Raw genomic sequence first — 24,469 nt, 5'->3', positions numbered from 1 at the left:
GGGTGCAGGGTGGTAGATTTGCTGTGGAAAAGATGTATAAAGGTATAGGAGTATCACAGGGAATTGTAATGGGAACAGCGCTTTGGCTAAGAAATAATCCTTTGTCATTCAATGAACTACATGAAGACGTTGATCATCTTAATCTTGGTGAAATCATTGAACAAACAAAGAAAGTATTGCAGCAAATGGAAGCTGAAATCGCGAATAATATTGGTCAGGCAGAAGCATCCATTTTTGAAATGCATCAATTGATATTGGAAGATGATTATTTAATAGAACAGATTGAAGAGCTGCAGAAGAAAGGAGTATCACTTAAAGATAGCGTTCGGCAAGGGTTAAGCACCCTATCTGAACAATTTAGCAAACTAACTGATGACTATATGAGGGAAAGGTCCGGAGATTTCAACAATTTACTTCAACTGATGATGGGCGTCATAGAAGGTAATTTGAAACAGATCGATTTTCCTCCGGGTACGGTTCTGGTTACGGATGAGTTATATCCGAGCGATATTATTCATTTACAGGCCAAAGAGGTCATAGGGGTAATATCTGGTAAAGGGGGAAGCAACGGCCATGCGGCAATTCTTGCGCGTTCCTTAGGTAAACCAGCGGTACTCGGTCTAGGAAATGTGATAAATGAGATTGTGAACGGAATCCAAATTGTTGTCGATGGGGAAAGCGGCTTGATCATTATCGAACCGAATGAGCAAACCTTACAATCGCTTCATCATAAGTTCGAAATCTCAAGTAAACATAAGGACTATATCGATTCTTTTCGGTACAAAAAAGCTGCTCTGCGTGATGGGACTAGAGTCCATATGCTCGCAAATGCAGCCAAGACTGTTGATGCCAAAGACATTGAAGGCTATCAACTAGATGGAATCGGGTTATTTCGTACGGAATATTTGTATTATGAACATAACGATTTACCGAGTGAAGAAGTACAGTTTGAGTATTATAAATCAGTTTTAAGTACAGCAGGAGAAAAATCGGTCACATTCCGAACGTTCGATATTGGCGGAGATAAAGCAGTTCCGCAATTGACGGTTAGTCAAGAGACCAACCCTTTTCTAGGCTTAAGAGGCATCCGGCTTGCTCTGTACCATTCACAAGCTTTTCGTATTCACTTGAGGGCTTTGGTAAGAGCCAGTCATTATGGGCGGATGGAAATCATGTTCCCCTTTATCTGCAATGTACAAGAAGTGCTTCAAGCGAAAAAATTGTTGCAAGAGGTTATGAGTGAGCTTACTTTAGAGGGACATTCCTATGATTCAAATATACCCGTTGGAATCATGGTCGAGATTCCAAGTGCTGCGATTAATATCGAATCATTTATTCGACATTGCGACTTTGTGAGTATAGGTACCAACGATTTGGTACAGTACACCCTCGGCATTGATCGCACGAATCCGCTTGTCGCGGATTTGTATCGTGAAGAAGATCCAGCTGTCCTTGAGCTTATCGCTAAAGTCGCATCTGCAGGCCAAAAATATCAAGTTCCTGTCAGCGTATGCGGTGAAATGGCAGGTAATCCGAAGTTTACGGAATTTTTGATCGGTCTTGGGATTGCTAAACTGAGCATGAGCGTAGCAAGGTCCTCTGAGATCAAAGAAATCTTAAGCAGAACAACCTTAGATGAATGTGCCATTATTGCTGCGCAAATGCTTCATGCGGGCACATGAACATATAACGAAGACCCCAAAAAAATAAGGAGGCGTTTATTGTGAAAAAACTGATTAATGATCCGGAGCAGGTTGTACGTGACATGATTGATGGGATTTTATACGCTCACCCTGAAAGACTAAAGAATGTCCCGGATACAAGCGTGCTCGTTCGCGCAGATGCACCTGTTCATGGGAAAGTAGCATTGGTAAGCGGCGGTGGAAGCGGTCATGAACCGGCTCATGCAGGCTACGTAGGAAAAGGTATGCTTGATGGCGCAGTATGCGGAGAAGTATTCACCTCACCGACACCGGATCAGGTACTGGAGGCTATAAAAGCGGTGGATGGCGGAGCAGGAGTATTATTAGTGATTAAAAACTACACCGGTGATGTAATGAATTTCGAAATGGCTGCGGAATTGGCCGAAGCGGAAGGCATCCAAGTGACCAAAGTCATCGTCAATGACGATGTTGCGGTGGAGAACAGCACTTATACGACCGGTAGAAGAGGAATTGCGGGTACCGTATTTGTCCATAAGATTGCCGGGGCTATTGCCGATCAAGGCGCTTCACTGGAAGAAGTGGAGAGAGTCGCCTTGAAAGTAATCGATAATGTAAGAAGTATGGGAATGGCGCTCACACCTTGCACAGTTCCCGCTGCAGGTAAAGCAGGCTTCGAAATTCCTGAAGATGAAATGGAAATCGGAATGGGCATTCACGGTGAGCCAGGGACGCATCGTGCGAAAATAGAGAGTGCTGACACTGTAGCTGATCAATTATTATCATTGGTGATTAATGACCTGAATTTGCAGGCAGATGATAAAGTCGCAGTTATGCTCAACAGCCTAGGTAGCACACCTCAAATGGAGCTTTATGTGATGAACAAAACGATAGGCAAAGTGCTTCAAAGTAAAGGAATTATCGTACACAAAACGTACGTTGGCGAATTTATGACGTCGCTTGAAATGGCCGGATGTTCGGTGTCGGTGCTGAAATTGGACGAAGAGTTAACTGAGTTATTGGATGCGAAAGCCGACACGCTAGGTTGGAAGTAATATTTATCGTTAAATTCTTTGGTGGGGAAGAGATAAAATGTCAATTACCTTCAATCAGCTCACGAAGTGGATAGTAAGGGCAGCCGAACAGATTATGAAGCAAAAAAACTATTTAACAGAATTAGATCAAGCGATTGGTGACGGGGATCATGGTATTAATTTGTCCCGCGGTTTTCAGGAAGTAGTTCATAACATTCAAACATTAGAAACGGACGACATCGGTCAATTATTCCATACGATTGGTAACACATTAATCCAAAAGGTTGGCGGCGCATCGGGGCCTATTTATGGAATCGCTTTCATTAAAGGCGGGGCAATACTTAAAGGGAAAAAGGAAATTACAGTTTCTGAATTCTCACAATTTCTGCACAAATCTGTTGAGGCCATAAAAGGTATAGGAAAATCTGAGGTTGGCAATAAAACAGTGCTCGATGTATGGACGCCTCTTGCAGACTATTTACAGGAAAAAGGAGAAAACATCGATTGGCAAGAAGCAATCTCCTATTGCTGGGAGCAAGCAGAGAAAACGAAATCAATGAAGGCAGTCAAAGGGCGTGCTGCCTATCTAGGAGAACGTTCTATCGGTCATCTCGATCCTGGGGCGGTATCATCATCCTTTTTGTTTGAAGCATTATTTGAAACGTTAGGTGAAGGGAATGAGGCAAAATGAGTCGATATGTAGGACTTGTGCTCATTTCTCATAGTTATGATTTGGCTTATGGTCTGAAAATGATTGCTTCTCAAGTAGAACCGGACGTTCCGATTGCAATCGCCGGCGGTACAGAGGATAACGATATTGGTACTAGTGTGATCAAGATAAAAGAAGCGATTGAAAGTGTGTATTCGGATAAAGGCGTCATTCTATTTTTTGATTTGGGCAGTGCTTTGATGAATGCCGAATTGGCTATTGATATGTTAGGGAATCCACAGAACGTCAAGATTGCAGATGCGCCTTTAGTGGAGGGTGTGTACGCTGCTGCAGTTGAGTCTGGATGTGGTGCCGATTTGGAAGAAGCATTGAAGGTGGCCGAACAAACCAGGTTGCTTGAAAAGAAGATATAAGGTGATTAAAGATGAGAGTAGAGAAAGATATTATCGTCCTAAGGCCAGACGGTTTACATGCTCGTCCCGCAGCTGAGCTCGTAAAACAGATGAAGCAATATGAGAGCAACATCCATATTATCTATAAGGATACAAAGATCGATGGAAAAAGCATTATTCAATTAATGAAGCTGTCTGTGAAACAGGGTGAAATGCTAAAGGTTGAGATTGAAGGGGATGACGCCGACGAAGTCGCGGCAGCAATTGAAAGGTTCTTGAGCAGTGAGTAGAATAGAAACTTTGTAGGCGAAACGTATGACAGAACTATAGAACATGTGAAAGTATAGGGCCGCGTAAATCGCGGCCTATTTTTGATATCCCCATCCATTGCCGATGACAGGCTGTTGCTGCGGATAATCAAATGTTTGACGATGTTGTTGACCATGTGACTGATTGTAGTATGCCTGATTCACATATGCTGGATTGGTCGCAACTTTACCTGACTTGCAATCACTTGGCGGTCCAATAAATACAGTTTGTGTAATAGGTGCCAACGTATCCTTCACTTTTGCCTCATTGAGACAATACGTATGAGCTAACACACTCGCTGGCGTCAATCGAAGCAGGTCGGAACCAGGTATAATTTCCGGAATAGGAGCATCGAATACGGCCAATAAATGCGTGTTATCAACCTAAGCAATTTCATAATGCCACCATCCTTGAGGAACATTAGCCACTTGGCCCGGCTGAATTGGGAAATTGCGAAGCTCTTTCGTAAAGGGGTTAATCAGGGAGACGACGGCCGCGCCTGAAATACAATATACCAATTCAGAAGCATTTTGATGGATATGAGGCTCAATGACGTTTCCCGTGCTAAGATAAATGTCTAGCAGGGAGGTATTTCGTAGTGTGTTCAGCTGTTTGATGGAGAGAACATTAATATAGTTCTGATTATCTTTTTTATAAAATGTGTTGTTGCTTAAATCATACGTAAACTGTGCGGATGGTGAAGAATAGTCCATATAAGAAGTCGCCACTTTATTCCCCTGTCTCTCATTCAATAATAGGCATTTGACTTATGGGATATCTTATGTTTCATTTCGAATGATCGTGCTTCGATTTATGATCTTGAAGGTATTCATAATATTTATTGCAACAAAATAAAAAGAGGATCCATCGTGCGGATCCTCTTTCTCTTTCACTACGGATCGACTTGAGCCGCTTGCCACTGTTGAACACCATCGGCACCCATCAAATGATTAAGAACGACATCACCGTACACTTGAATTCCGTTGGTATGCAGCGTGCCAATTGCACTAGTCAACTGACTCTTTGTTCCATATTTTGTGCGTACAGTACCCTTTTGGTTGAATTCACCCAAATCGTATTTGTCGTAAACCCCGTAACCAACATCACTAGAACTTCCACCTTTGTATGCAGGCGGTATCCAGACAGCTGTTATTCCAATATTTTTAAGGTGTGCGGCATCGTTGCCCAAATTAGTCCAAAGTGTGCCGTTATCCGGCAAATACCATTCGAAGTATTGCATCATCGTGCCATTAATGCTTGTAGCTGCTTGAGCAGGTGTGGAGGAAACCAGAGTAACTGTTGCGAGAGCAGAGATACATAGGACATAAAACCATTTTTTTAACCTAATCATCTTTGCCATCCTCCTTAAATAGAATAAACAATGTAAATACTCAGAAGCTTCAAAACATGATTTCAAAAAACACCTCCCTAACAGAGTGATAGAGTCAAACTGCTGAAGAGTAAATCATAGAAGTATCTGAGAATATTTGGAAATTATTACAATTATATGATAACGCTTTCATAAGAGTCAGTCTACTAATTTTTTATAGCACCGAACTTTTGAAAAGCTGATCTATTGTTATCTTACTTACAAGCTCCAGCATAATTTGTTAACGATGGATTACGGATAATGTACTCTTCAGTGGCTTGGGGGTGGTGATTTTGAGGCTCGAATTTGCATAACATCTATAGCATGAAGCTTTGAGGAGGGATACATTTTATCAATTTTACTAAATGATAGTCATATCCCCTGGGGGTGACCGTAATGAACAAGAAAATAAGTGTGGTACATGTACCATTTACGTTAGGCTCACATCGAAGAGGGTGCGACCTCGGACCAAAGGCAATTAAATATGCGGGTCTTATGGAATCCTTACAGCGAAAAAATTATGACGTATCCGAAAAAGAGGTTGGCTTGGTTCAAGTCGAAGATGCGCAAAATCCTGTACTGAAAAACTTATCCTCTGTTATTGAAACTGGAAATAGGATCGCAAAGGATGTAGATCAGGTCATTAAATCAGGAACCTTTCCGTTAATTATTGGCGGGGACCATAGTATCGCTATTGGTACGATTGCTGGCGTGGCTAAAAACTATTCAAACTTAGGTGTGATTTGGGTTGATGCGCATGGGGATCTAAATACAGAACAAACAACCCCGTCAGGTAATATTCACGGTATGCCGCTAGCCATAAATATAGGAATAGGTGATGAACGATTAACATCTATTTATCATTTCGCTCCTAAAATAAAGCCGGAAAATGTAGTCATTATCGGTGTGAGAGATTTAGATCCAGGTGAAATTGCTTTGCTAAATGAAAAAAATATCACCTGTTATTCCAATTGCGATGTTGAAGAACACGGGATCGCACGCATTATGGATGATTTACAGCGTAAATTTGAAGAAAATGGTGTAGATTATATCCATCTTAGTGTTGATTTGGACGTGCTCGAGCCCTACTTAGTCAAAGGTGTGGGCACGCCGGTCCAAGGTGGATTAACGTACAGAGAAACTGCTTATCTTTTAAAAGAAGTATGTAAGTGGAATAAACTCGTTTCTGCTGAGTTTGTAGAATTGAATCCTCTATTGGATGAACGTAATGTAACCGCTGAAATTGTCGTATCACTCATTAACGAATTGTTTTAAAAATGTATAGAAGGGGAGGGGTTCTTATGAAAGACTCAAACCACTATATTGAACAAGAGCAAAAGTTCGGTGCCAACAACTATAAGCCATTACCTGTTGTGATTCTCCACGCCGAAGGCGTATGGGTGACTGATCCGGAAGGCAACCGCTACATGGATATGTTAAGTGCTTACTCTTCCGTGAACCAAGGTCATCGGCATCCAAAGATTATTGCAGCGCTTAAGGACCAAGCTGATAAAGTAACTATTACTTCTCGCGCCTTTTATAATGACAGACTGGGCGAGTTTTATGAGAAGCTTCACCTCATCACTCAAAAGGACATGATTTTACCCATGAATACAGGAGCGGAAGCTGTTGAAACCGCTGTCAAGGCAGCGAGAAGATGGGGATATGAAAAAAAGGGTGTACCTGCAGATGCCGCCGAAATCATTGTTGCTCAAAATAATTTTCACGGTCGAACGACGACGGCGATTTCTTTTTCCTCCGATAAAGAATATAGGACAAATTTTGGACCCTTCACGCCCGGCTTTACGATCGTGCCATATGGAGACCTTGATAAATTGAAACAAGCAATTACTCCGCATACGGTCGCTATTTTGCTTGAACCCATTCAAGGAGAAGCGGGAATTATTATTCCGCCTCAAGGATATTTAAAAGGGGTACGGAACCTTTGTACCGAGAATCATGTGCTCTTTATAGCAGATGAAATTCAGACGGGATTCGGACGGACCGGAAAGATGTTTGCATGTGATTGGGAAGAGGTTGTCCCCGATATGTATGTGCTCGGGAAAGCTCTAGGCGGTGGCGTATTTCCTATATCTGCTGTAGCCGCAAATAAACATATTTTAGACGTCTTTGTCCCGGGAAGTCATGGTTCTACATTTGGTGGGAATCCACTAGCCTGCGCAGTAGCGATCGCTGCACTTGAGGTGATCGAAGAGGAAAGCTTGGCCCACAAATCCCGAACTCTAGGAGACTACTTTTTGAAAAGACTTCAAAACATCTCTTCACCATCTGTAAAAGAAATCAGAGGCAGAGGTTTATTTATCGGCATTGAACTGCATGTACCAGCAAGACCTTATTGTGAATCACTGAAAACACACGGTTTACTCTGTAAAGAAACTCACGAAAATGTCATCCGCTTTGCTCCTCCCTTGGTCATAACAAAAGTGGAATTGGACTGGGCAATTGAGAAAATTGAACTGGTGTTCAAGCTTTGATTCAGAATTTGAAAGTGAAGAATAAAAGCGCTATTTATCTGATCGGATTCAGACAAATAGCGCTTTTTGTGTTTATTTTGATGTTGCTTTTCCATTTTTGTTTTCGTACTATTCGTCGTCGTGTCAATTTGAATATTTTGACCTCCGCGCCTTAAAGTATGAAGATCGTAGCCTTTCTCTCTAGTCAGTTTTTCCCGTTTTTTACGGGATGAACTTTTAGCCATGTGCAGTCATCTCCTTTAATATGTTAAAGGACGAGCCTAAAAACTGGGAGATTTTGTATTTTGATAATTGGTTTAAATTTAGTATCATTTTTATACATCATAAGTATTACGGAGGGGTATTTACATTGAGAAAGTTAGGTTTAGCTTGGCAAATATTAATTGGTCTCATTTTAGGGATTATTTTGGGGACCATATTCTACGGAAATCCTTCTGTAGAGAAATTTTTGCAACCCATTGGCACGATATTTATTCGATTAATAAAAATGATTATAATCCCAATTGTTATTTCTAGTATAGTTGTCGGAGTAGCGGGTGCAGGTGATATTAAAAAAGTAGGTAAACTCGGCGGAAAAACAATCATCTACTTCGAAATTATTACCACGGTCGCAATCGTGATTGGTTTAGCAGCAGCGAATATCTTTCAACCAGGGACAGGCATCCATCTGGATTCGCTGGCAAAAGGCGATATTTCAAGTTATCTTTCCACTGAAAAAGAGGTTGAGTCACATAGTTTGGCAGATACTTTTATTAATATCGTACCTCAAAATATTTTCGCTGCATTAACGGAAGGGAATATCCTAGCGATTATTTTTTTCTCTGTCATGTTTGGATTAGGTATTGCGGCGATTGGAGAGAAGGGGAGACCTGTTCTTCAATTTTTTCAAGCCACATCGGAAGCGATGTTTAATATGACAAATAATATAATGAAATTAGCTCCAATTGGAGTATTTGCACTAATCGGTGTGACGGTATCAAAGTTCGGTATATCCTCATTAATTCCACTTAGTAAACTAATTATAGTGGTATATGCAACAATGATATTCTTTGTATTAGTCATACTTGGTTTAACAGCTAAGTTGGTTAAAGTAAATATTTTTAGTCTATTGAAAATATTAAAAGATGAACTTGTGTTAGCTTTTTCAACTGCAAGTTCTGAAGCTGTAATGCCAAAGATTATTGAAAAAATGGAGAAATTCGGTTGTCCAAAAGTTATCACTTCTTTTGTTATTCCAACGGGTTACTCATTTAATTTGGATGGTTCTACGCTTTACCAGGCAATTGCTGCACTATTTATTGCTCAAATGTATGGAATAAACATGTCTCTTACACAGCAAATATCTTTAGTGTTAGTATTAATGGTTACTTCAAAAGGAATTGCAGGAGTACCGGGCGTTTCTTTAGTCGTACTTCTGGCTACATTAGGATCAGTCGGCATTCCTATAGAAGGGGTAGCTTTCATTGCTGGAATAGATCGCATTTTAGATATGGCTCGTACAACAGTAAATGTAGTGGGTAATTCATTAGCAGCTATTGTCGTTTCAAAATGGGAAGGCCAATATGATGGGCAAAAAGGAATAAAATATTTAGCTTCATTTGAAGAAAGAAATTAAAAACCAAAAAAACCAGGGACAGACTCGGTTTTTATAGAGAGCACTTAAACTGACGGGACGCTAACCAGCGTCCTTTTTTATTTGTGCGGGATTGAAATAGAGCTGGCCCTGTCAGGGAAGATGAAAGATTAATCGTCACTAAAAGCAATATTTAGATTAAGCAAGAAACAATAGGGATGGAAGGTTCAGAATTCCGCGGTAGTTAATTTGAAAGTTTCCATACCTGTGATAACCGCAGGCTATTCAGTAAGAATCAAAATTCTGCGAATGGTATACGATAGTTAAACTAACGGTTACGATAGCTCAATAGCCAACGAATTTAAATAAGACACTGCTTGAAGAAGTGACCTTACCGTTCTTGCGCTTTTTGTATTTGTATTTTTCTTCCTTATTAGAAAGGAGGATAGGATCTTTATTAGCTCTTAGTAGTACAAATAGCTCCGATAACGATCCAATATTTCCGCTTCCATGGGCGATTTTAATGGTGAAATTTCTTCCATTAGCCGTCGGTGGGTCTCTTCGGTCATTTGATACAGCGGTTCAAGAATCTCCAGAGATTCAATGAAAGTCATTCGATTGGCGATAGGAGGATGTGTTGCATCAAGTCTTGATCCGGTCAGCAAGTCACGACGTTTCATTCTTTCATGCTCACTATCCGGGATATCTTCCAAACGCTGCCGAAATTCATCGAACAAAGGTGCGGACGACTAATGTACGAATCGCGGAATTCAGCACAAACCCCCGATTTGAATCTCCATTTATACCATGGGCCAGCTCATGAGCAATAACTGCTACGAGTTCCTGTTTATTTAACGAGAGAATAAGGGGCATGCCAAGGCCTAAAATGTTTCGGCGTTTAAAACCTGCATTGGCAAAAAAAGCGTTATAATCTTCATCGATATAGATTTCGGATACCGGGTAAGCGTTCATCGCTGACGCAATTTCATCTACAATCTGATAGAGAATTGGAAATTGTTCGCGTGACAAAAGTGTATTCTTGGGTTTGTACGTCCGGGGGCGTGCGAGCCATGCGGCGAGAATGCAAATGACGCCGATGATTAGCAGAGGCACATGAGTGTAATGCTTGATCAATAAATAACAACCTGCGGCAATCAAGCCAAGACTCACCGCATGAACCATCAGTGCGAGGGTTAACGCAGCTATTTTTATACCTGTCAATCGGGGCTTCATGATACCGTTGCGAATTACCGTCTCCAACAAGCTTTGGGCGGAATATGCTTTTTCAAAATATTCTTCGGCTGAAAATCTTCCGGCTCCGGATTAACATTCCAGTTACAATGGTCATACCATATTATAACGTTGCGAGGTCGGAATCAGAGCCTGACACTGCGGGCAATGGGTTTGATTTGCAGTCTCCAATGTTTATCACATGTCGTTCCCTTCTGTCCAAATCTACTTCTTATCATACCCTGAAAATTATGGAAGAATATAGACCAAAACTTGGAAACACCCTGAATGAGCGACCATTGAAAGCTGGATGAAAGAAGGGTATTCGTTTTCTGTAGGGTATGCATGTCTAATGGAAAGATACCAAAATTTCGATAAGTATGTAGGTGATACTCAGCCTCTATTAAGGCGACGACTGTATAGTGCTAAGAAGTGTAATTAAACAAGTTTTATTGTCCTTTTCTTTCACTCTAGTACTCTACATTATTCTTTTATTTCAATTAGATTCAGACCACTATACTAGTTTAGTACTATATCTTTCATTATTACTTGTGTTCCTTGGCGTTTTTCTCACCTTGTTTGTAATGGGTCTGGTCTCTAAAATTACGGGACCCTTACCGTACTTATTTCATTTGTTGAAGTAACATGAATGGTGCTGAGGTTAAATATGAGAAGTTTATTCTAATAGCTCTACCTATACAAAAAACAACCTGTTTACATATCTTGATAAGTAGAAGGTGAATAATTAACAAGAAGGTAGGTAGAGAGATTAATGGGACATAAAATAAAAAAGGAAGAGTATAAAAAGAATGTTTTTGATTATATTGTAATCGGTGCCGGAACAGCAGGCGGGGTAGTAGCAAAGAAATTAACGGATGACCGACATACTTCCGTGCTTGTTCTTGAGCCTGGAATAAATAGTACGGCTCTGTTAAGCAGTCCGAACATTTTAAACGCCATTTCTTTGTCAAGTGATAATAAGTTTGCCTTCAATCTTCTATCTAGATTAGAGCCGTCTATTCAGCGGCAGCTTGTTACGATTAATGGGCGTGTCATTGGGGGGAGCTCAGAGGTTAACTATATGTTTGCTGTCCGTGGGAGTAGAGAACTTTATGACGAGTGGGCGGCTCTTGTTGGCAGCGATCAATGGAGCTACAATCAAGTTCGTCCCCTGTTTATTGAAAATGAAACCTATACGGGACAAACTCAAAGTCCGAACGAAAGAGGAAGAAAGGGACCGATATTTGTTAGGCAGCAGCATATTCCTCCAAATGGGCTTATCGAAACACTGACAAATGCAACAGCAAAAGTATTGGACATCGACATTGTCGTGGACTATAACACAGGAGTACGAGACTGTACTTTTTATAAAAACCAATTTATCCAGAAAGAAATTGGCAGTACCCTTACCCGCTCATCAACAGCAACGGGGTATTTAAATGAGTGTATTGTAACTCAAGGTAATGAATTTCATCCAGATGAGCTGGGGGTTGGAAAGAGGAGGCTGATCATTTTCGCTAAAACGACGGTGAACAAAATCTTATTTAAGAAAAAGGAAAGAAAAATGATCGCCATTGGAGTCGAGTATGTCAAGAACGGTGTCTCTCATAAATCGTTTGCCCGAAAAGGTATTATCGTTTCTGCAGGATTTTTCTCCTCCGTCATTCTGCAACGGTCAGGGATTGGAAAATCCTGTGATTTGATTAATGCAGGAATTACACCATTGATTGAAAATCCAAACGTAGGTCACAATCTGCAAACTCAAGCGTATGCCGGCCTTGGAGTCGAGGTGGATACATCTCAGATATTACCGATATTTGCAGCCGATCCAAATCAGCCTATTGCCTTAGGAGCTTTTAAATCAGAGCATGTTAATAGTTTGGAGGGCCGCCGGTTGCAGCTGCAAGGAGCACCTGCGCCAATCTTTCTTCCTGCTCAGGATGTAGCTAGTAATGGGTGGGAACTAGATTTTACTAAGCTTACCAATATCATGAGTTTTGGCATAATCGATCTGGATCCAAGAAGCAGGGGGACGATCATGGCAGCTCATAGTGATCCTGAAGCCCTTCCATCGTTTTCTTTCAATCCATTACAGTCAAATACAAATGATCTAAATTTCATGGTGGATCAATATATCAACACGTACAATATTATTAGGGAGGCTAGAATCAATAATAGTGGTATTCATAAAGTGGTATACCCACCCGAGGAGATCTTTACTATTCCTGATGAGGTAGAAAAAAGAAGAAGGCTTGGGGATTATGTAAGGGCTTCTTATTCGAACTTTTACCATTATGGCGGGCAATGTAAAATGGCGAAGTGCATTCAAGATGGAGTTGTCAATGAATTACTTGATGTCTTCGGGACAAAAAACCTTAAAGTAGCCGATCTATCCATTTCTCCTATTTTGCCAGACGGCAACACATCCATACCCGTTCAAATGATTGGACTAAATGCAGCACGTATTATTCAAAACAATCCCCACCCTTACGTTGCACATGATGATGATTTTGATTACGAATCAGAAAATTAATATATTCAATACCTAAAACTTGGAGATACCCTTAGAGAGATAATCCTTCATTTTATGAATAGTAATGGTGGAAAGGCGATCTATAAAGTAACACATGTGACTTCGCATGAACAAATGTAAGAGCTAGCCAAGTATGCTCTTAAAGAGTTTGGACAAATCGATGTATTAATCAATTATGCCGGATTAATGCCAAACTCGCTTCTTTATAAGAAAAAAATCGAAGAATGAAATGCAATGATGATGTAAATATCAAAGGCGTACTTTACCGAATTGCCGTTGTCCTTCCATCCATGAGAGAACGTAAATCAGGTCATTTGGTGAGCTCTAAGGAGGACGAAAAGGTTGTATACACGGTTAAAAAACCTGTTTGCGATCAAAGGATATCGTTTATTCGTCATTTGTATGCTGCTGGTCGGCATCGGAATTTCTATTACTATGCCGTATTTATCTTTGTATTGTACAGAAGATCTTGGAATGAGTGCGGGAGCCTTTGGTGTTTTCATGGCGGTGAGTTCAATAAGCGGCGTGGTGGTGAACACGCTCATCGCTAAACGTTCGGATAGCGGACTGGACCGAAAATGGATTATTATTTCAGCAATGCTTTCATCTGCTTTGGGGTATGCTTCGTATTTAGTATTTCATAACTTCTTTATTCTACTGATTGCCGTAAGTCTTTTTAATGGGTTAGGGGCTGCTGCCATGCCGCAAATCTATGCCTATGCACAGGAATCGGCAAATGCAAGCAAATCCGATGACAAGACTTTTGCGATGTCTGCACTACGTTCTCTTGTATCTCTCGGGTTCCTAATAGGACCATTAGGCGGGACATTAATTTTGGGAGCGTTTGGGTACAAGGGGCTGTTTCTGGGGACATCTGCGATTTTTCTTACAATTACAGTTCTGGTATTCCTGTTTCTGCAAGAACGAAAAGCGGCTCAAAACAATATCAGGAAGAGACGAAGTACAGTTACCTATACGCTTAAAAGCAGGCAGATCAGACTTCCTCTTATCGCCTTTATCTTTCTGTTTGCGGTCAATGCCATTAATGGGATCAACACGCCTTTGTTTATTGTGAATGAGCTTCAGGGCTCGCATGCGGATGTCGGCTTGGTGGTAAGTATTTCTGCTGGTTTGGAAATTCCAATTATGCTTGTACTCGGTGCCCTGAGTAGAAAAATATCGAACCATGCCCTGATGATTTACGGCTGCTTTATCTCGATTATCTATTACATCCTCTTAAGTGTATCAACTCAGTCCTGGCACCTGATTGCTGCGCAGCTTCTTCAGGCAACATTTGTGGCTATTATCATGGGCAATGGGCTAAGCTATTTCACGGATTTGCTGCCTAATTCGCCGGGGCTGTCCACAACCATCTATACCAACGGGTCCATCATTGGAAGGTTAGTGGGCAATCTGGGGGGCGGTGTCATTGCACAGTTTGCAGGGTTTCGTCATGTTTATTGGGTATGTCTGGCTCTTGTGGTTTTGTCGTTCTTGATATTATGGAATACAAGATCCTATCGGCAAACGGAAGTACCCACAGAATACACTCAGTCCGTCTAACTTCCGATCCAACTGCTGTTACGACTCCGGCGATTTCGTGACCAGGAACCTTAAAACGTCGTCAGGCCGTAATTGTCTCCGCCGAATCGTGGTCTATTCAAATGACGGGGGATGGCTAACATGGATAAAAAACACCTCATTTTTTCCCAAGAAACGAAAAAAACTCAAGACCAATGTGGTGCTTGAGCTACAGTCAGATTTTCGATTACACATTTCTCTCTAGCAATGTCCCCAGTTGTTCTGCCAAGACATGATGGGGGACAGGCTTTTTATTAGTAAACCACCATTCCACAACCCCTACGTAAGCAGATGCAACAAACCTAACTAGAAGATCTTCATTTAACCTCTCGTTCTTACCTTTGGTTACATCGACCTCATTCGTTAATTCTTCGATAAGTAAGTCAAGAAACCGCCCACGAAAATAAGGGGCACCTTTACTCGCTAACATCATTGAAAAGAATGAATAATTACGTTCAAAGTATTCGGTCCACATCAGAGTCGCTTTGATAAAATCCAATTCGGATGCCGTTCTGCACATTTCCCTTAGAACGTTTATATGTTCTTCAATGAGATTATCCAGCAGATCAAATTTATCTAAATAATGAAGATAAATGGTCCCGCGACTCACATTCGCCCTGTCGGAAAGATCCTGTATCGTAATGTCATCAAAATTTTTCTCTGACATCAGTTCAATAACAGCTTTTTTTAACGCTTCCTGCGTTTTGAGTATTCTTCGATCCACTTTAGCCAATTGGTGGTCACCAATCTTTCGTTAATAATTAACAATTATCAAGTAACTGTTCATTACTTTACAAATCAAGCTCATTTAACAATTGTTGATGTTCAGTATCTGTTTATAATTATAGACATAAGTTTATTAATACATCAAGAATGATTAGGGCATCGGCGATCCTTAAAAAAGCCTTTCGAATTAACTTGTAGTTAACTCCAAACGGTAAACCTCTTTATATGATCAGAAAAAGGAGTGTACAGACGAATGGAATATGTGAAGCTTGGAAATACAGGCTTGGATGTGTCACGGCTTTGCCTTGGCTGTATGGGCTTTGGTACAGCAGTGGGGTGGGTTCATCCATGGGTACTTGATGAAGCGGGCAGTCGTCCCATTATTAAAAAAGCTTTGGAGCTTGGTATCAATTTTTTTGATACGGCGAATGTATATTCAGCCGGAACAAGTGAGGAGATTATCGGATCAGCTTTAAAGGATTATGCAAATCGTGATGAAATTGTACTCGCAACGAAGGTTAATGGCCGCATGCATGAAGGTCCAAACGGTGCCGGACTTTCCCGAAAGGCAATCATGAGTGAAATTGATAAAAGTCTTAAGAGACTGGGAACAGATTATGTAGATCTGTACCAAATTCACCGCTGGGATTACAATACCCCCATCGAAGAGACAATGGAAGCCTTGCATGATGTGGTAAAGGCAGGGAAGGCAAGATACATAGGCGCTTCTGCCATGTATGCATGGCAGTTTCTGAAGGCGTTACATGTAGCTGAGAAAAATGGATGGACGCGGTTCGTATCGATGCAGAATCATTTGAACCTCATATACCGTGAAGAGGAGAGGGAGATGCTGCCGCTTTGCAAGATAGAAAAAATCGGTGTGATTCCATATAGCCCGCTTGCAGGCGGAAGATTGACGCGTGATATACAGGAAACAACACATCGTTCCGAAACCGATCAAATTGCAAAAGCTAAATACGATGCGACAGCAAATACCGACCGATTTGTCTTGGAGCGGGTTGCGGCAATAGCAGAAAAACATGGCATTCCCCGCGTTCAAATCGCACTTGCCTGGTTGCTGCAGAAAGAACCGGTAACAGCTCCTATTATCGGTGCGACGAAAGTGTCTCATCTCGAAGATGCGGTAGCTGCTCTCTCAATTAAATTAACACCTGAAGAAATCACGTCTCTGGAAGAACCGTATGTCCCTCACCCAATAATTGGTTTTCAGTAATAGTGGTGCGGAGGAGGAAAGAACAGTGGAACGCCTATGGACGAAGCAGTTTATTCTGATGACTTTAGGAAACCTATTCCTATTCAACGCATTTTATATGTTGTATCCGACGTTGCCGCCGTTCATCAAACAGATGGGAGGCAACGAATCGCAGGTCGGTCTGGCGATGGGCGCGTTTATGCTGTCCGCCGTTATTTTCCGACCGCTCGTCGGCGGGCTGCTAGACCGCTTCGGCAGGCGTTCGTTTATCGTCTGGGGGCTGCTTCTTTTCATCTTGGCGATGTATATGTATGACTGGGTTGGGGGAATTTTCGTTCTGATGGGGCTCAGAATCTTGCACGGGATGAGTTGGGCCGTTTCCACAACCGCCACGATCACAGCGATTACGGATATAATACCATCCACCCGCCGTGGAGAGGGAATGGGGTGGTTTAGCACGTCCATGACCCTGGCTATGGCAATCGGCCCGATGTTCGGCATCTGGGTTACACAGAACCTTTCGTACAGCGCTTTGTTTTTATTCGCCGTCGTCCTCTCTACGGCAGCGCTGCTCCTGATGCTTGGTGCAAAAATGCCTTTCCGGCCGCAAACGGGCGCAAGAAGAATCGAATTGTTCGAAAAATCGGTCTTGCCCGTTGCGGCATCGGTCTTTTTTTTGTTTATCGCTTATGGCGGCATTACCACCTTTGTTCCGCTGTTAGCTGACTCGATCCAGGTCAATCCCGGCGCGTTTTTTCTAGCCTTTGCTGCAACACTTGCGCTCAGCCGTCCCATTTCGGGAAAACTTTCTGATCGGTACGGAGAGGTGTTTGTCATTGTACCGGCACTTGTGATTACGATTTGTGCATTGATTGTCTTGAGCCTCTCGACCGGTTTGATTGGCGTGCTAGTATCGGCGGTTCTATATGGTATCGGCTTCGGTTCCGCGCAGCCGGCTCTTCAAGCGGCAACCATACGTCTGGCCCGTTCGGACCGTAAAGGAGTTGCCAACGCCTCTATGTCGACTGCTAATGACCTTGGCATCGGTCTAGGTGCGATCATGCTAGGCTGGGTCTCCCAGTACACAAGCTACCAAGTATTGTTCGCTGTCAGCGCCGTGTCAGTTGCGTTTTCCTTGATACTTTTCACTTTTTTTGCGAAACGTTTGTTGAAAACCAAACAGTCTCTGAATGCCGATTCTCTTCCTTTCGAATCAAGTTGACGAGCCTTACATAAGCAAACTGTTAACAAGTTGCAGTTTGCTCAAGGCATCTGCTCCTTAACGTATTCTTCTATTCAATATGATGTTAGTGGGTCTGACTTGCGGTTCAATAATGGACTAAACCGAAAGAATAGAGTGCTAATTTTTAAAGCATATTAGTCCGACCCGTTGTCATTCGACATCCGTCCGGATTTTTAATAATAACGGACTAAATTCGTTACGCTAACGGGCAGTCATGCGAAGTCAGATATTGACATAATCAAGTGAAAAATGGTCGTCTGAATAGACGACCGTTTTTCATTTTTATTTATTTGCCCCATTTAAGATACTAAGTGAATTGTTAAGTGCAGATTTGCACTGGCTGGCATCAGGGTTTCCTGAACGAACTGCTGCCAATACAACGTCAATAGTTCCATCAATTTTCGTCCATGTTGCACCATCTATTTTTCTAAGCTTAGGCTCCGATGTATCCCATTGATGTTCCAAAGCGTCAGCCCCTTTTTTCGCTGAAGCAAAGTCATTTGAGTTTACATTTTTTAGTATATCATTTTCAATTTTAATAAAATCAGTTAATTGTCCAGCTAATGTAGCTTGTTGTGTAGAACCAGCTTGCGTTGCTATATTTTGGCTTAACCCAACATAACCGCCTATAACAACAGCTAAGAAAATACACAGTACCACAACGGTTTGCGTCAAAACATTTTTCTTGCTTCCATTCGCTTGGTTTGCTTCTGCTGGTTCACTTTCTGCTTTTGTATCAATTTTTGTAACGGCAAGAAAAATGATTATCGCTAAAATAGCTATAAGAAAAATTACACTAGTAACTGTTGTCCCCAAACCTAACCCGCCATTAATTTTTGGTTGAGATAGATAATCTCCTAATGATGCACCGAGCGGACGAGTAAGAATATACGCAATCCAAAACGCTAGTATCCCATCAAGTTTCAAAAATTTCCACGCTAACAATATGATAGCTATTATAATAATGACTGTTATTCCTGTGTGAAGGTAACCAAGACCGAGTTGTTCGGAAAATAAATCGCCGACTGCCGTTCCAAGGGCAAATGTGAAAAGAATGGTAAGCCAATAGAAAACTTCTCTTTTTCTTGTAAAAATCGAGTGTATCGATAGTGTTTTTTCACTAAGATACCAAAAAAGAAAAGTTAATCCTAGTAGCACGGAAAAAACGACTGTACTAGTCTCAAGAGGTATTCCGACATTGTCTGTCAAATTATCAGTTACCAACGTTCCAAATACGCTTATAAGCACAACCGTTAGCCAATAAATGCCTGGAACATATTTAGTTGCTCTGAATTGAAAATACAATACAATAAAAAACGCTATTCCCATAATTATTGTAGTGAGAGTTAAACCAAATCCGAGATTGAAATTTAGGAAATCAGCAAATGTTTCACCGACAGTTGTGCATAAAACCTTGATTATCCAGAAGAAAATAGTAACTTCTGGCACCTTGTTAAGTAGGATTTTCAATTTATTTTGGTTCGCTTCCATACATATATTCCTTTCTTTGCAGTGGTTTCCCACTACTTAATTTTTATTTCTCCCTCAATTTATAAACACGTTATTTTGAGGTTAAAATAACATTAATATAGTGAGATTAGAGTAACATTAAAAAACTATTAACAATTACACAGAAAAAAATCTGAGAGCGTAAAATATTATGTGTAAATAGCTGAATAGCAAAAAAGGAAGGCCTTTTCTAGTAGAATGGAGTTACCAGACAACAATCCATAGAAAAGAGGCCTTCCCTATGAATCGGATACAACAGATTTAGTCCAAGCACTAGTGACCAAACAAGATGTGACCGAAGTATTTCGTTTTCATCTAGAAATATCCATGAATCACCTTATAGAGACCGAACTAACCGCTTTTCTAGATTATGAGAAGTATGACCGAATTGGTTTTCATTCAGGCAACTTGCCTACACCTTAGCGCCTACAGAGTCTGCATTCGTATGGAAAGAGCTCCTACGATATTCGGGAACGTGGTGCGGAGGAAGTCTTGTAGTTTATCTCTGATGGTCTAAAGGGCATGCCAGCTTCCATTGCAGAAGTGTATCCGCATGCAAAATACCAAACTTGCTGTGTACACTTAGCTCGTAATCTTGCCCATAAAGTACGTGTTGCGGATCGTCAAGAGATCTGCGAGGACTTCAAATCGGTGTATCGTGTAGAAAATGAAGAAGCTGGCAAAGCAGCACTTCAAGCCTTCTGCGACAAATGGAAGTCCAATTATCCAAAAGCAACCAAATCACTGTTCGACAATCCCTACATCTTCACTTTCTACAGCTTTCCAAAACCGATCTGGAGAAGCTTGTACTCAACAAATCTGATCGAATCGATCAACAAACAAATTAAGAAATACACGAAGCGTAAGGAGCAATTTCCACACGAGGAGGCATTAGAGAAATTCCTGGTTTCCCAGTTTGAAAATTACAACCAACGCTTTGCCACACGTTGCCATATTGGCTTAGAGCTCGTGCTGAGTTAGCAGCAATGTTTAGTACACGTAATTAATTCAGTATGCTACTGGAGAAGTACTTTTCCATTTACACAAAAATATTGACGCTACCATTAAGGACTAATTAAGTAGATAAAAGATTGGATTAGAGATTGGATAAAGAACAATTTTTGAAAGTGTATCTACGAAGTCGGGGACATCTGCTAACATTGCATTCCCAAACCGGTCGCTAACGCTCCCTTGGTCACCAAGAGGAATTCCGGAGAAGTGGAATCAGGTGACACATCAAATCGGCTAAGTCTGACGACCCGGAAACTACGTTGCCTAAGCCGCTTGGACATCGTGAACACGGAAACGTTATCAGAAAGGCACGAGAAAATATGAAGTGGAAGGGTGAAACAATGAAGCCAAATAAATTATCCAGCTTGTTGTTAGGGTTATTGTTATTTTTAACAGCTTGTTCAAATCTGGAACATAATAATGTGGCTGCAACCCCTTAATCGTCTCCATTTTGGAATGGAAACCTAATGGCGATACAATCGCTCTTACTATTGGTCAAATAGGTCAGCAGAATATAGCATTTTACTCCGTTAACGACGATTCTCCATTGGATATTATTTCAGATCAAGATTTTATCGGCGTCGGTTCTGGTAAGTGGGAAGATAATTCCAAATTTATTGATTGGGCCTCTGGAAAACCATCCAATACATTTTCTTTGTATCGTTATGATATGAAGACAAAACAAATTCGAAAATTAGAAGCGTTATCTAGTGATGAACTGAATAGGTGGTATCAATAGGCATGCCATTCAGCGGTTTAGTATGTTTTTTCAGCGGGCACTTAAGGAAGGGTGCCTAATTTATTCGCTATTAGTAGAGTGATATGGGGAACCATACCGCAATGAAGGCTAATTATTCATTGGGAAGGGCATTCCAAGATCTTGTTCTTGAACTCATCGGAAACTAAGCTAACGGAAAACATCAGTTAAATAAATAAGCGGCAGTCTAGGACTTTGTTTTCCGGTCCATGGCTACCGCTCTTGTATCTAAGGGGATAGTCTAATATTTATTTTACTGATCCTACCGGTTGTTAAGTATTAAAAACAAAACCGCACCAATTCGATACATCCGGACTAATACTTTAACACTCACCTGATAATTGGAATTGGCATTAATAATAGTAATGCAACGAAACCGACTATGTAACTCCAAGAAGATACATATGAGCAGCAGAAGACTAGAGTCCATTGAGTAAACGGAGTACGATAGCTGAATAGATGACCAGCAACCTCTTTTAAGCTACAGGAATGGGATAAAGTTCTTACAGGTAGAAAATCATGACATGTGTGTCCTAATTATAGTAATATAAATTAAGAGGATACTCGTAAATCCAACTTAATCAGTAACTTTTTTCGAAGTTTTTCGCAAATAATACGTTATATGAAAGCATGGCAAATCTTAATTTTGAGGGATGGGTTCAATGATGCGGAATTATATTACTCTTATAATATCTATATTTTTAATATTTTTAGTTGCTTTTGAACTAAGGTCACTTCAACAACCAAAAACGGGGCCAGTGGGAGACGGTACAATATCTCCTTTATTATATATTTCAATTATATCAAGTTTACTTCTTGGGGTTATCTGGTTTCCTTTAAGTATTTATAGAATATATAAAGGCAAGAAACAGGCAGATAGTAATTCGAAGAAAAAATCTGATTAAAAACAAAACAAAGGACTGACTAAAGACTTTGGTAAAGGACTATTTTTAGGGCTTATTAAAGGACTAATCAAAGGATAAATTCAATTGAATTAAAGCAAGAGATTTTTGAGGTTGTTTCAAGAAGGCCATGCCATCATATAACACCGTATTCACGCTGCGGGCTTGCGCCCTTGATCCGGCCGATGTTGAGAAGCGAGGAAGTGGAATCAGCCGGACAACCCTGCGAGCCTAAGTCTTCGACCCGTTCCCGTTGGTCACTTAAGGTTCTCGGGTTCGTGAATACTGAGAACGTTATATGACATACTTGCAAGTGCGGATTAAGATCAAAAGAAAAATACATTGGAGATCATTGTCAAATGACTTGTCCGTGTAATGTTTCAATCACTACATACGGCGAATGAATAGAATAAGACAGGGTTTTACTAGAAGCAAACTAAAATGCTAGAGGTAACGATATGAAGAAAATTTTGATTTCACTTTTAGCTACTGTAGTTGTTTTTATCGGGATAATTTGGGCATCTGAAACAAGATATACAGCAGAAGTCGTAACAATTAAAGAAATTAATCGAGGAACAATAATAATTGAAAACTTGAGTGGAAGAGAAAGACAAATTGAAATACCTAAAATTATAACGGAGCTGATTCAAAAAAATGAACAGTATTTTATTTCATACAAGAAAAGTAGGTTTAGTAAATGGGAACTTGAGGAGATAAAACCTATAGAAACATAATCGAAAACAAAACTTTTCTATAGTAATTCGATGAAGGCAAGAACGTCATATAACATTTAGTATTCACGCTTCGGGCCTTACGGCCCTCAGTCCGCCAGATGGAATTGGGGGGAGTGGATCAGGCGGACACACCTGCGAGGCTAAGTCCTGTCGGAACCGGCCACTTCGTGGCCTTAAGCCTCTCGGCGTCGTGAATACGGGAACGTTATGCGAAACCAGTGCGAGAAGGGAACAACAGAATGCTTACTCTAAGACTTACTAAAGAATTATTGAAAGACATGAAAACAACTCCAGTTGAAGAATTCAGTGTAGCTCCGTTTTTAAGCTGGCATGTAAATATATATAACTTGAACAAAAGAAAACACATTGTCTTTGTGAACGATTTAACTAGATTAGCTATTATCATTGATGGAATAAGAACAGGGCAAATAGAGCGATTGAAAGATAAATTCATGTTAACTCTTCGGGAATACTTACTCCGAGAGGGGGTTAATGAAAGTTTGATCAATAGATATTTAGCGTATGGCGCAGAAGTAATTATTTCGAAGACAAACAATAGAAGTGTCCTTGGAACAATGAAAGAAGTTACATGGTTTATTGAAGATGACTTTTACGATAATATTGAACGCTTGAAATGGCTGAACAGAATGATTCATAAACCAATAGATTACATGGAACCGATCAGTTACTTTAAAGAATCCTTATGGGATCATAAGAACTACAACACAGTGTGAAAGATTATTCAAGGTGGTACTGGCATCGCATAACACCACATTCACGCTTCGGGCCATTCGGCCCTCGGTCCGCCCGATGGATTTTCGAAGAAGCTAATTCAGGGGACACACCTGTGAGCCCAAGTCTTCGACCCGTTCACATACGTTCACTTAGGGCTCTCGGCGTCGTAAATATTCTTACGTTATGCGAAATCATTGCTAATCATTAAAATCCCGGAGTGATAAAAGTGCTAGATGCCTTTACTAAAAAGAGAATTGAAAAAATACTTGATAACTATATCGACAAAAAAATTCCTGAACATCTCAAAAGTGAATTTCAAATTCATTATAAATTTAGGGGCAATTCAGTCACATTAAGTCAAGAAAGACCAGGATACATGGGGAAACGATTTGAGTATCCTATTGCCCAACTAAGATTAGAAGAATTACTCTGGAAGGTTTATTGGCAAGATAGTAAGAATAAATGTCATTTTGTGAATGACATAAAACCAGATGAACATTTTGAAAAACAACTAATGGAAATAGATAGAAATGATATTTTTTGGGCCTAATCGAGGATGGCAATGACTTCACATTACACCATATTCACTCTGCGGGCCATTCGGCCCTCGGTCCGGCAGAAGATAGAAGTAGATTCGAAGCTGCATTTCAGTAGCAGGAAGTATATCCAGCCGGACACACCCGCACCACCTAAGCGCATTGCGGCCAGTCACTTCGTGTGACATTAAGGTGGTGGGGCGTCGTGAATACAAGAACGTTATGCGAAATACTCGAAATTCGAACAAATACAAAG

Annotated in this window: 21 protein-coding genes and 2 pseudogenes; 17 read left to right on the top strand and 6 right to left on the bottom strand. The window is 40.8% G+C overall.

Annotation, left to right across the window (positions count from 1 at the left end; translation table 11 throughout):
• Window positions 1-32 precede the first annotated feature (32 nt).
• From ptsP to J2Z20_RS04600, 5 genes are read left to right on the top strand one after another with little or no spacing between them, the layout of a single operon-like run.
• A complete protein-coding gene (ptsP, locus tag J2Z20_RS04620) occupies window positions 33-1,682 on the top strand; it encodes a phosphoenolpyruvate--protein phosphotransferase (protein WP_245252010.1) in 1,650 nt (549 codons plus the stop codon).
• A 41-nt stretch (window positions 1,683-1,723) separates the two neighbouring features.
• Window positions 1,724-2,716: a dihydroxyacetone kinase subunit DhaK gene (dhaK, locus tag J2Z20_RS04615; RefSeq protein ID WP_209845810.1), complete on the top strand. Its 993-nt coding sequence runs from the start codon at window positions 1,724-1,726 to the stop codon at window positions 2,714-2,716.
• A 37-nt stretch (window positions 2,717-2,753) separates the two neighbouring features.
• The gene (gene dhaL, locus J2Z20_RS04610; RefSeq protein ID WP_209845809.1) at window positions 2,754-3,386 is read left to right on the top strand and encodes a dihydroxyacetone kinase subunit DhaL; all 633 of its coding nucleotides are present in this window, start codon (window positions 2,754-2,756) and stop codon (window positions 3,384-3,386) included.
• Window positions 3,383-3,778 carry a dihydroxyacetone kinase phosphoryl donor subunit DhaM gene (gene dhaM, locus J2Z20_RS04605; protein ID WP_209845807.1) on the top strand — a complete coding sequence of 132 codons (396 nt, stop codon included), beginning with the start codon at window positions 3,383-3,385 and terminating at the stop codon, window positions 3,776-3,778. Before dhaL ends, dhaM begins: the two co-directional genes overlap by 4 nt.
• An 11-nt stretch (window positions 3,779-3,789) precedes the next feature.
• Entirely contained in the window at window positions 3,790-4,047 is a 258-nt protein-coding gene (locus tag J2Z20_RS04600; protein WP_209845805.1) for an HPr family phosphocarrier protein, read from the top strand.
• Window positions 4,048-4,122: 75 nt separating this feature from the next.
• On the opposite strand, the pseudogene J2Z20_RS04595 reads toward J2Z20_RS04600, so the two are convergent.
• Together J2Z20_RS04595 and J2Z20_RS04590 are read right to left on the bottom strand one after the other, a co-directional pair.
• A pseudogene (locus J2Z20_RS04595) lies at window positions 4,123-4,794 on the bottom strand (cupin domain-containing protein).
• Between the two features lie 164 nt (window positions 4,795-4,958).
• Window positions 4,959-5,417 (bottom strand): alpha-amylase family glycosyl hydrolase, encoded by a 459-nt coding sequence (locus J2Z20_RS04590; protein ID WP_415639997.1) that lies wholly within the window; start codon window positions 5,415-5,417, stop codon window positions 4,959-4,961.
• 414 nt (window positions 5,418-5,831) lie between these two features.
• On the opposite strand from J2Z20_RS04590, the gene rocF reads away from it, so the two are divergent.
• The 3 genes from rocF to J2Z20_RS04575 all read left to right on the top strand — a co-directional run bounded on the left by rocF (window position 5,832) and on the right by J2Z20_RS04575 (window position 9,545).
• Window positions 5,832-6,710 carry an arginase gene (gene rocF, locus J2Z20_RS04585; protein ID WP_209845804.1) on the top strand — a complete coding sequence of 293 codons (879 nt, stop codon included), beginning with the start codon at window positions 5,832-5,834 and terminating at the stop codon, window positions 6,708-6,710.
• 26 nt (window positions 6,711-6,736) lie between these two features.
• Window positions 6,737-7,930, top strand: coding sequence for an ornithine--oxo-acid transaminase (locus J2Z20_RS04580; RefSeq protein WP_209845802.1), 1,194 nt, complete (start codon window positions 6,737-6,739; stop codon window positions 7,928-7,930).
• 349 nt (window positions 7,931-8,279) lie between these two features.
• The gene (locus tag J2Z20_RS04575; RefSeq protein WP_209845800.1) at window positions 8,280-9,545 is read left to right on the top strand and encodes a cation:dicarboxylate symporter family transporter; all 1,266 of its coding nucleotides are present in this window, start codon (window positions 8,280-8,282) and stop codon (window positions 9,543-9,545) included.
• A 422-nt stretch (window positions 9,546-9,967) separates the two neighbouring features.
• Here the strand turns inward: J2Z20_RS04575 and J2Z20_RS04570 are convergent, their stop codons facing one another.
• The gene (locus J2Z20_RS04570) at window positions 9,968-10,183 is read right to left on the bottom strand and encodes a hypothetical protein (protein ID WP_209845798.1); all 216 of its coding nucleotides are present in this window, start codon (window positions 10,181-10,183) and stop codon (window positions 9,968-9,970) included.
• A gap of 46 nt (window positions 10,184-10,229) precedes the next feature.
• Window positions 10,230-10,766 (bottom strand): M48 family metallopeptidase, encoded by a 537-nt coding sequence (locus tag J2Z20_RS04565; RefSeq protein ID WP_209845796.1) that lies wholly within the window; start codon window positions 10,764-10,766, stop codon window positions 10,230-10,232.
• Window positions 10,767-11,505: 739 nt separating this feature from the next.
• Here J2Z20_RS04565 and J2Z20_RS04560 point away from each other — a divergent pair.
• Complete coding sequence (locus J2Z20_RS04560) at window positions 11,506-13,266, top strand: GMC family oxidoreductase (protein WP_209845794.1); 1,761 nt, start codon at window positions 11,506-11,508, stop codon at window positions 13,264-13,266.
• 342 nt (window positions 13,267-13,608) lie between these two features.
• Window positions 13,609-14,829 (top strand): sugar efflux transporter, encoded by a 1,221-nt coding sequence (locus J2Z20_RS04555; protein ID WP_209845792.1) that lies wholly within the window; start codon window positions 13,609-13,611, stop codon window positions 14,827-14,829.
• A gap of 205 nt (window positions 14,830-15,034) precedes the next feature.
• Here J2Z20_RS04555 and J2Z20_RS04550 read toward each other — a convergent pair whose 3' ends face one another.
• Window positions 15,035-15,580 (bottom strand): TetR/AcrR family transcriptional regulator, encoded by a 546-nt coding sequence (locus J2Z20_RS04550; RefSeq protein WP_209845790.1) that lies wholly within the window; start codon window positions 15,578-15,580, stop codon window positions 15,035-15,037.
• A gap of 246 nt (window positions 15,581-15,826) precedes the next feature.
• On the opposite strand from J2Z20_RS04550, the gene J2Z20_RS04545 reads away from it, so the two are divergent.
• Together J2Z20_RS04545 and J2Z20_RS04540 are read left to right on the top strand one after the other, a co-directional pair.
• The gene (locus J2Z20_RS04545) at window positions 15,827-16,807 is read left to right on the top strand and encodes an aldo/keto reductase (protein WP_209845788.1); all 981 of its coding nucleotides are present in this window, start codon (window positions 15,827-15,829) and stop codon (window positions 16,805-16,807) included.
• 25 nt (window positions 16,808-16,832) lie between these two features.
• A complete protein-coding gene (locus J2Z20_RS04540; RefSeq protein WP_209845786.1) occupies window positions 16,833-18,008 on the top strand; it encodes an MFS transporter in 1,176 nt (391 codons plus the stop codon).
• Window positions 18,009-18,311: 303 nt separating this feature from the next.
• Here J2Z20_RS04540 and J2Z20_RS04535 read toward each other — a convergent pair whose 3' ends face one another.
• Window positions 18,312-19,520, bottom strand: a complete 1,209-nt coding sequence (locus tag J2Z20_RS04535) for a COG4705 family protein (protein ID WP_209845784.1) — start codon at window positions 19,518-19,520, stop codon at window positions 18,312-18,314.
• A 425-nt stretch (window positions 19,521-19,945) separates the two neighbouring features.
• Between J2Z20_RS04535 and J2Z20_RS04530 the strand changes: the two are divergent.
• The 5 genes and pseudogenes from J2Z20_RS04530 to J2Z20_RS18215 all read left to right on the top strand — a co-directional run.
• Window positions 19,946-20,545 (top strand): annotated as a pseudogene (locus J2Z20_RS04530) (IS256 family transposase); the annotation flags it as partial.
• Window positions 20,546-21,096: 551 nt separating this feature from the next.
• Entirely contained in the window at window positions 21,097-21,288 is a 192-nt protein-coding gene (locus tag J2Z20_RS04525; RefSeq protein WP_209845783.1) for a hypothetical protein, read from the top strand.
• Window positions 21,289-22,666: 1,378 nt separating this feature from the next.
• Complete coding sequence (locus J2Z20_RS04520) at window positions 22,667-22,942, top strand: hypothetical protein (protein ID WP_209845782.1); 276 nt, start codon at window positions 22,667-22,669, stop codon at window positions 22,940-22,942.
• A gap of 239 nt (window positions 22,943-23,181) precedes the next feature.
• The gene (locus J2Z20_RS04515; RefSeq protein WP_209845781.1) at window positions 23,182-23,676 is read left to right on the top strand and encodes a DUF6933 domain-containing protein; all 495 of its coding nucleotides are present in this window, start codon (window positions 23,182-23,184) and stop codon (window positions 23,674-23,676) included.
• Between the two features lie 227 nt (window positions 23,677-23,903).
• On the top strand, window positions 23,904-24,227 hold the full coding sequence (locus J2Z20_RS18215) for a DUF3024 domain-containing protein (protein ID WP_209845780.1): 324 nt from the start codon (window positions 23,904-23,906) through the stop codon (window positions 24,225-24,227).
• Window positions 24,228-24,469 lie beyond the last annotated feature (242 nt).

Origin of the sequence: Paenibacillus sediminis (assembly GCF_017873765.1) — a bacterium.
Lineage (GTDB): Bacteria > Bacillota > Bacilli > Paenibacillales > Paenibacillaceae > Paenibacillus_AG > Paenibacillus_AG sediminis.
The sequence above is the reverse complement of the archived record's forward strand: the minus strand, read 5'-3'. Positions and strand labels throughout refer to the sequence as shown.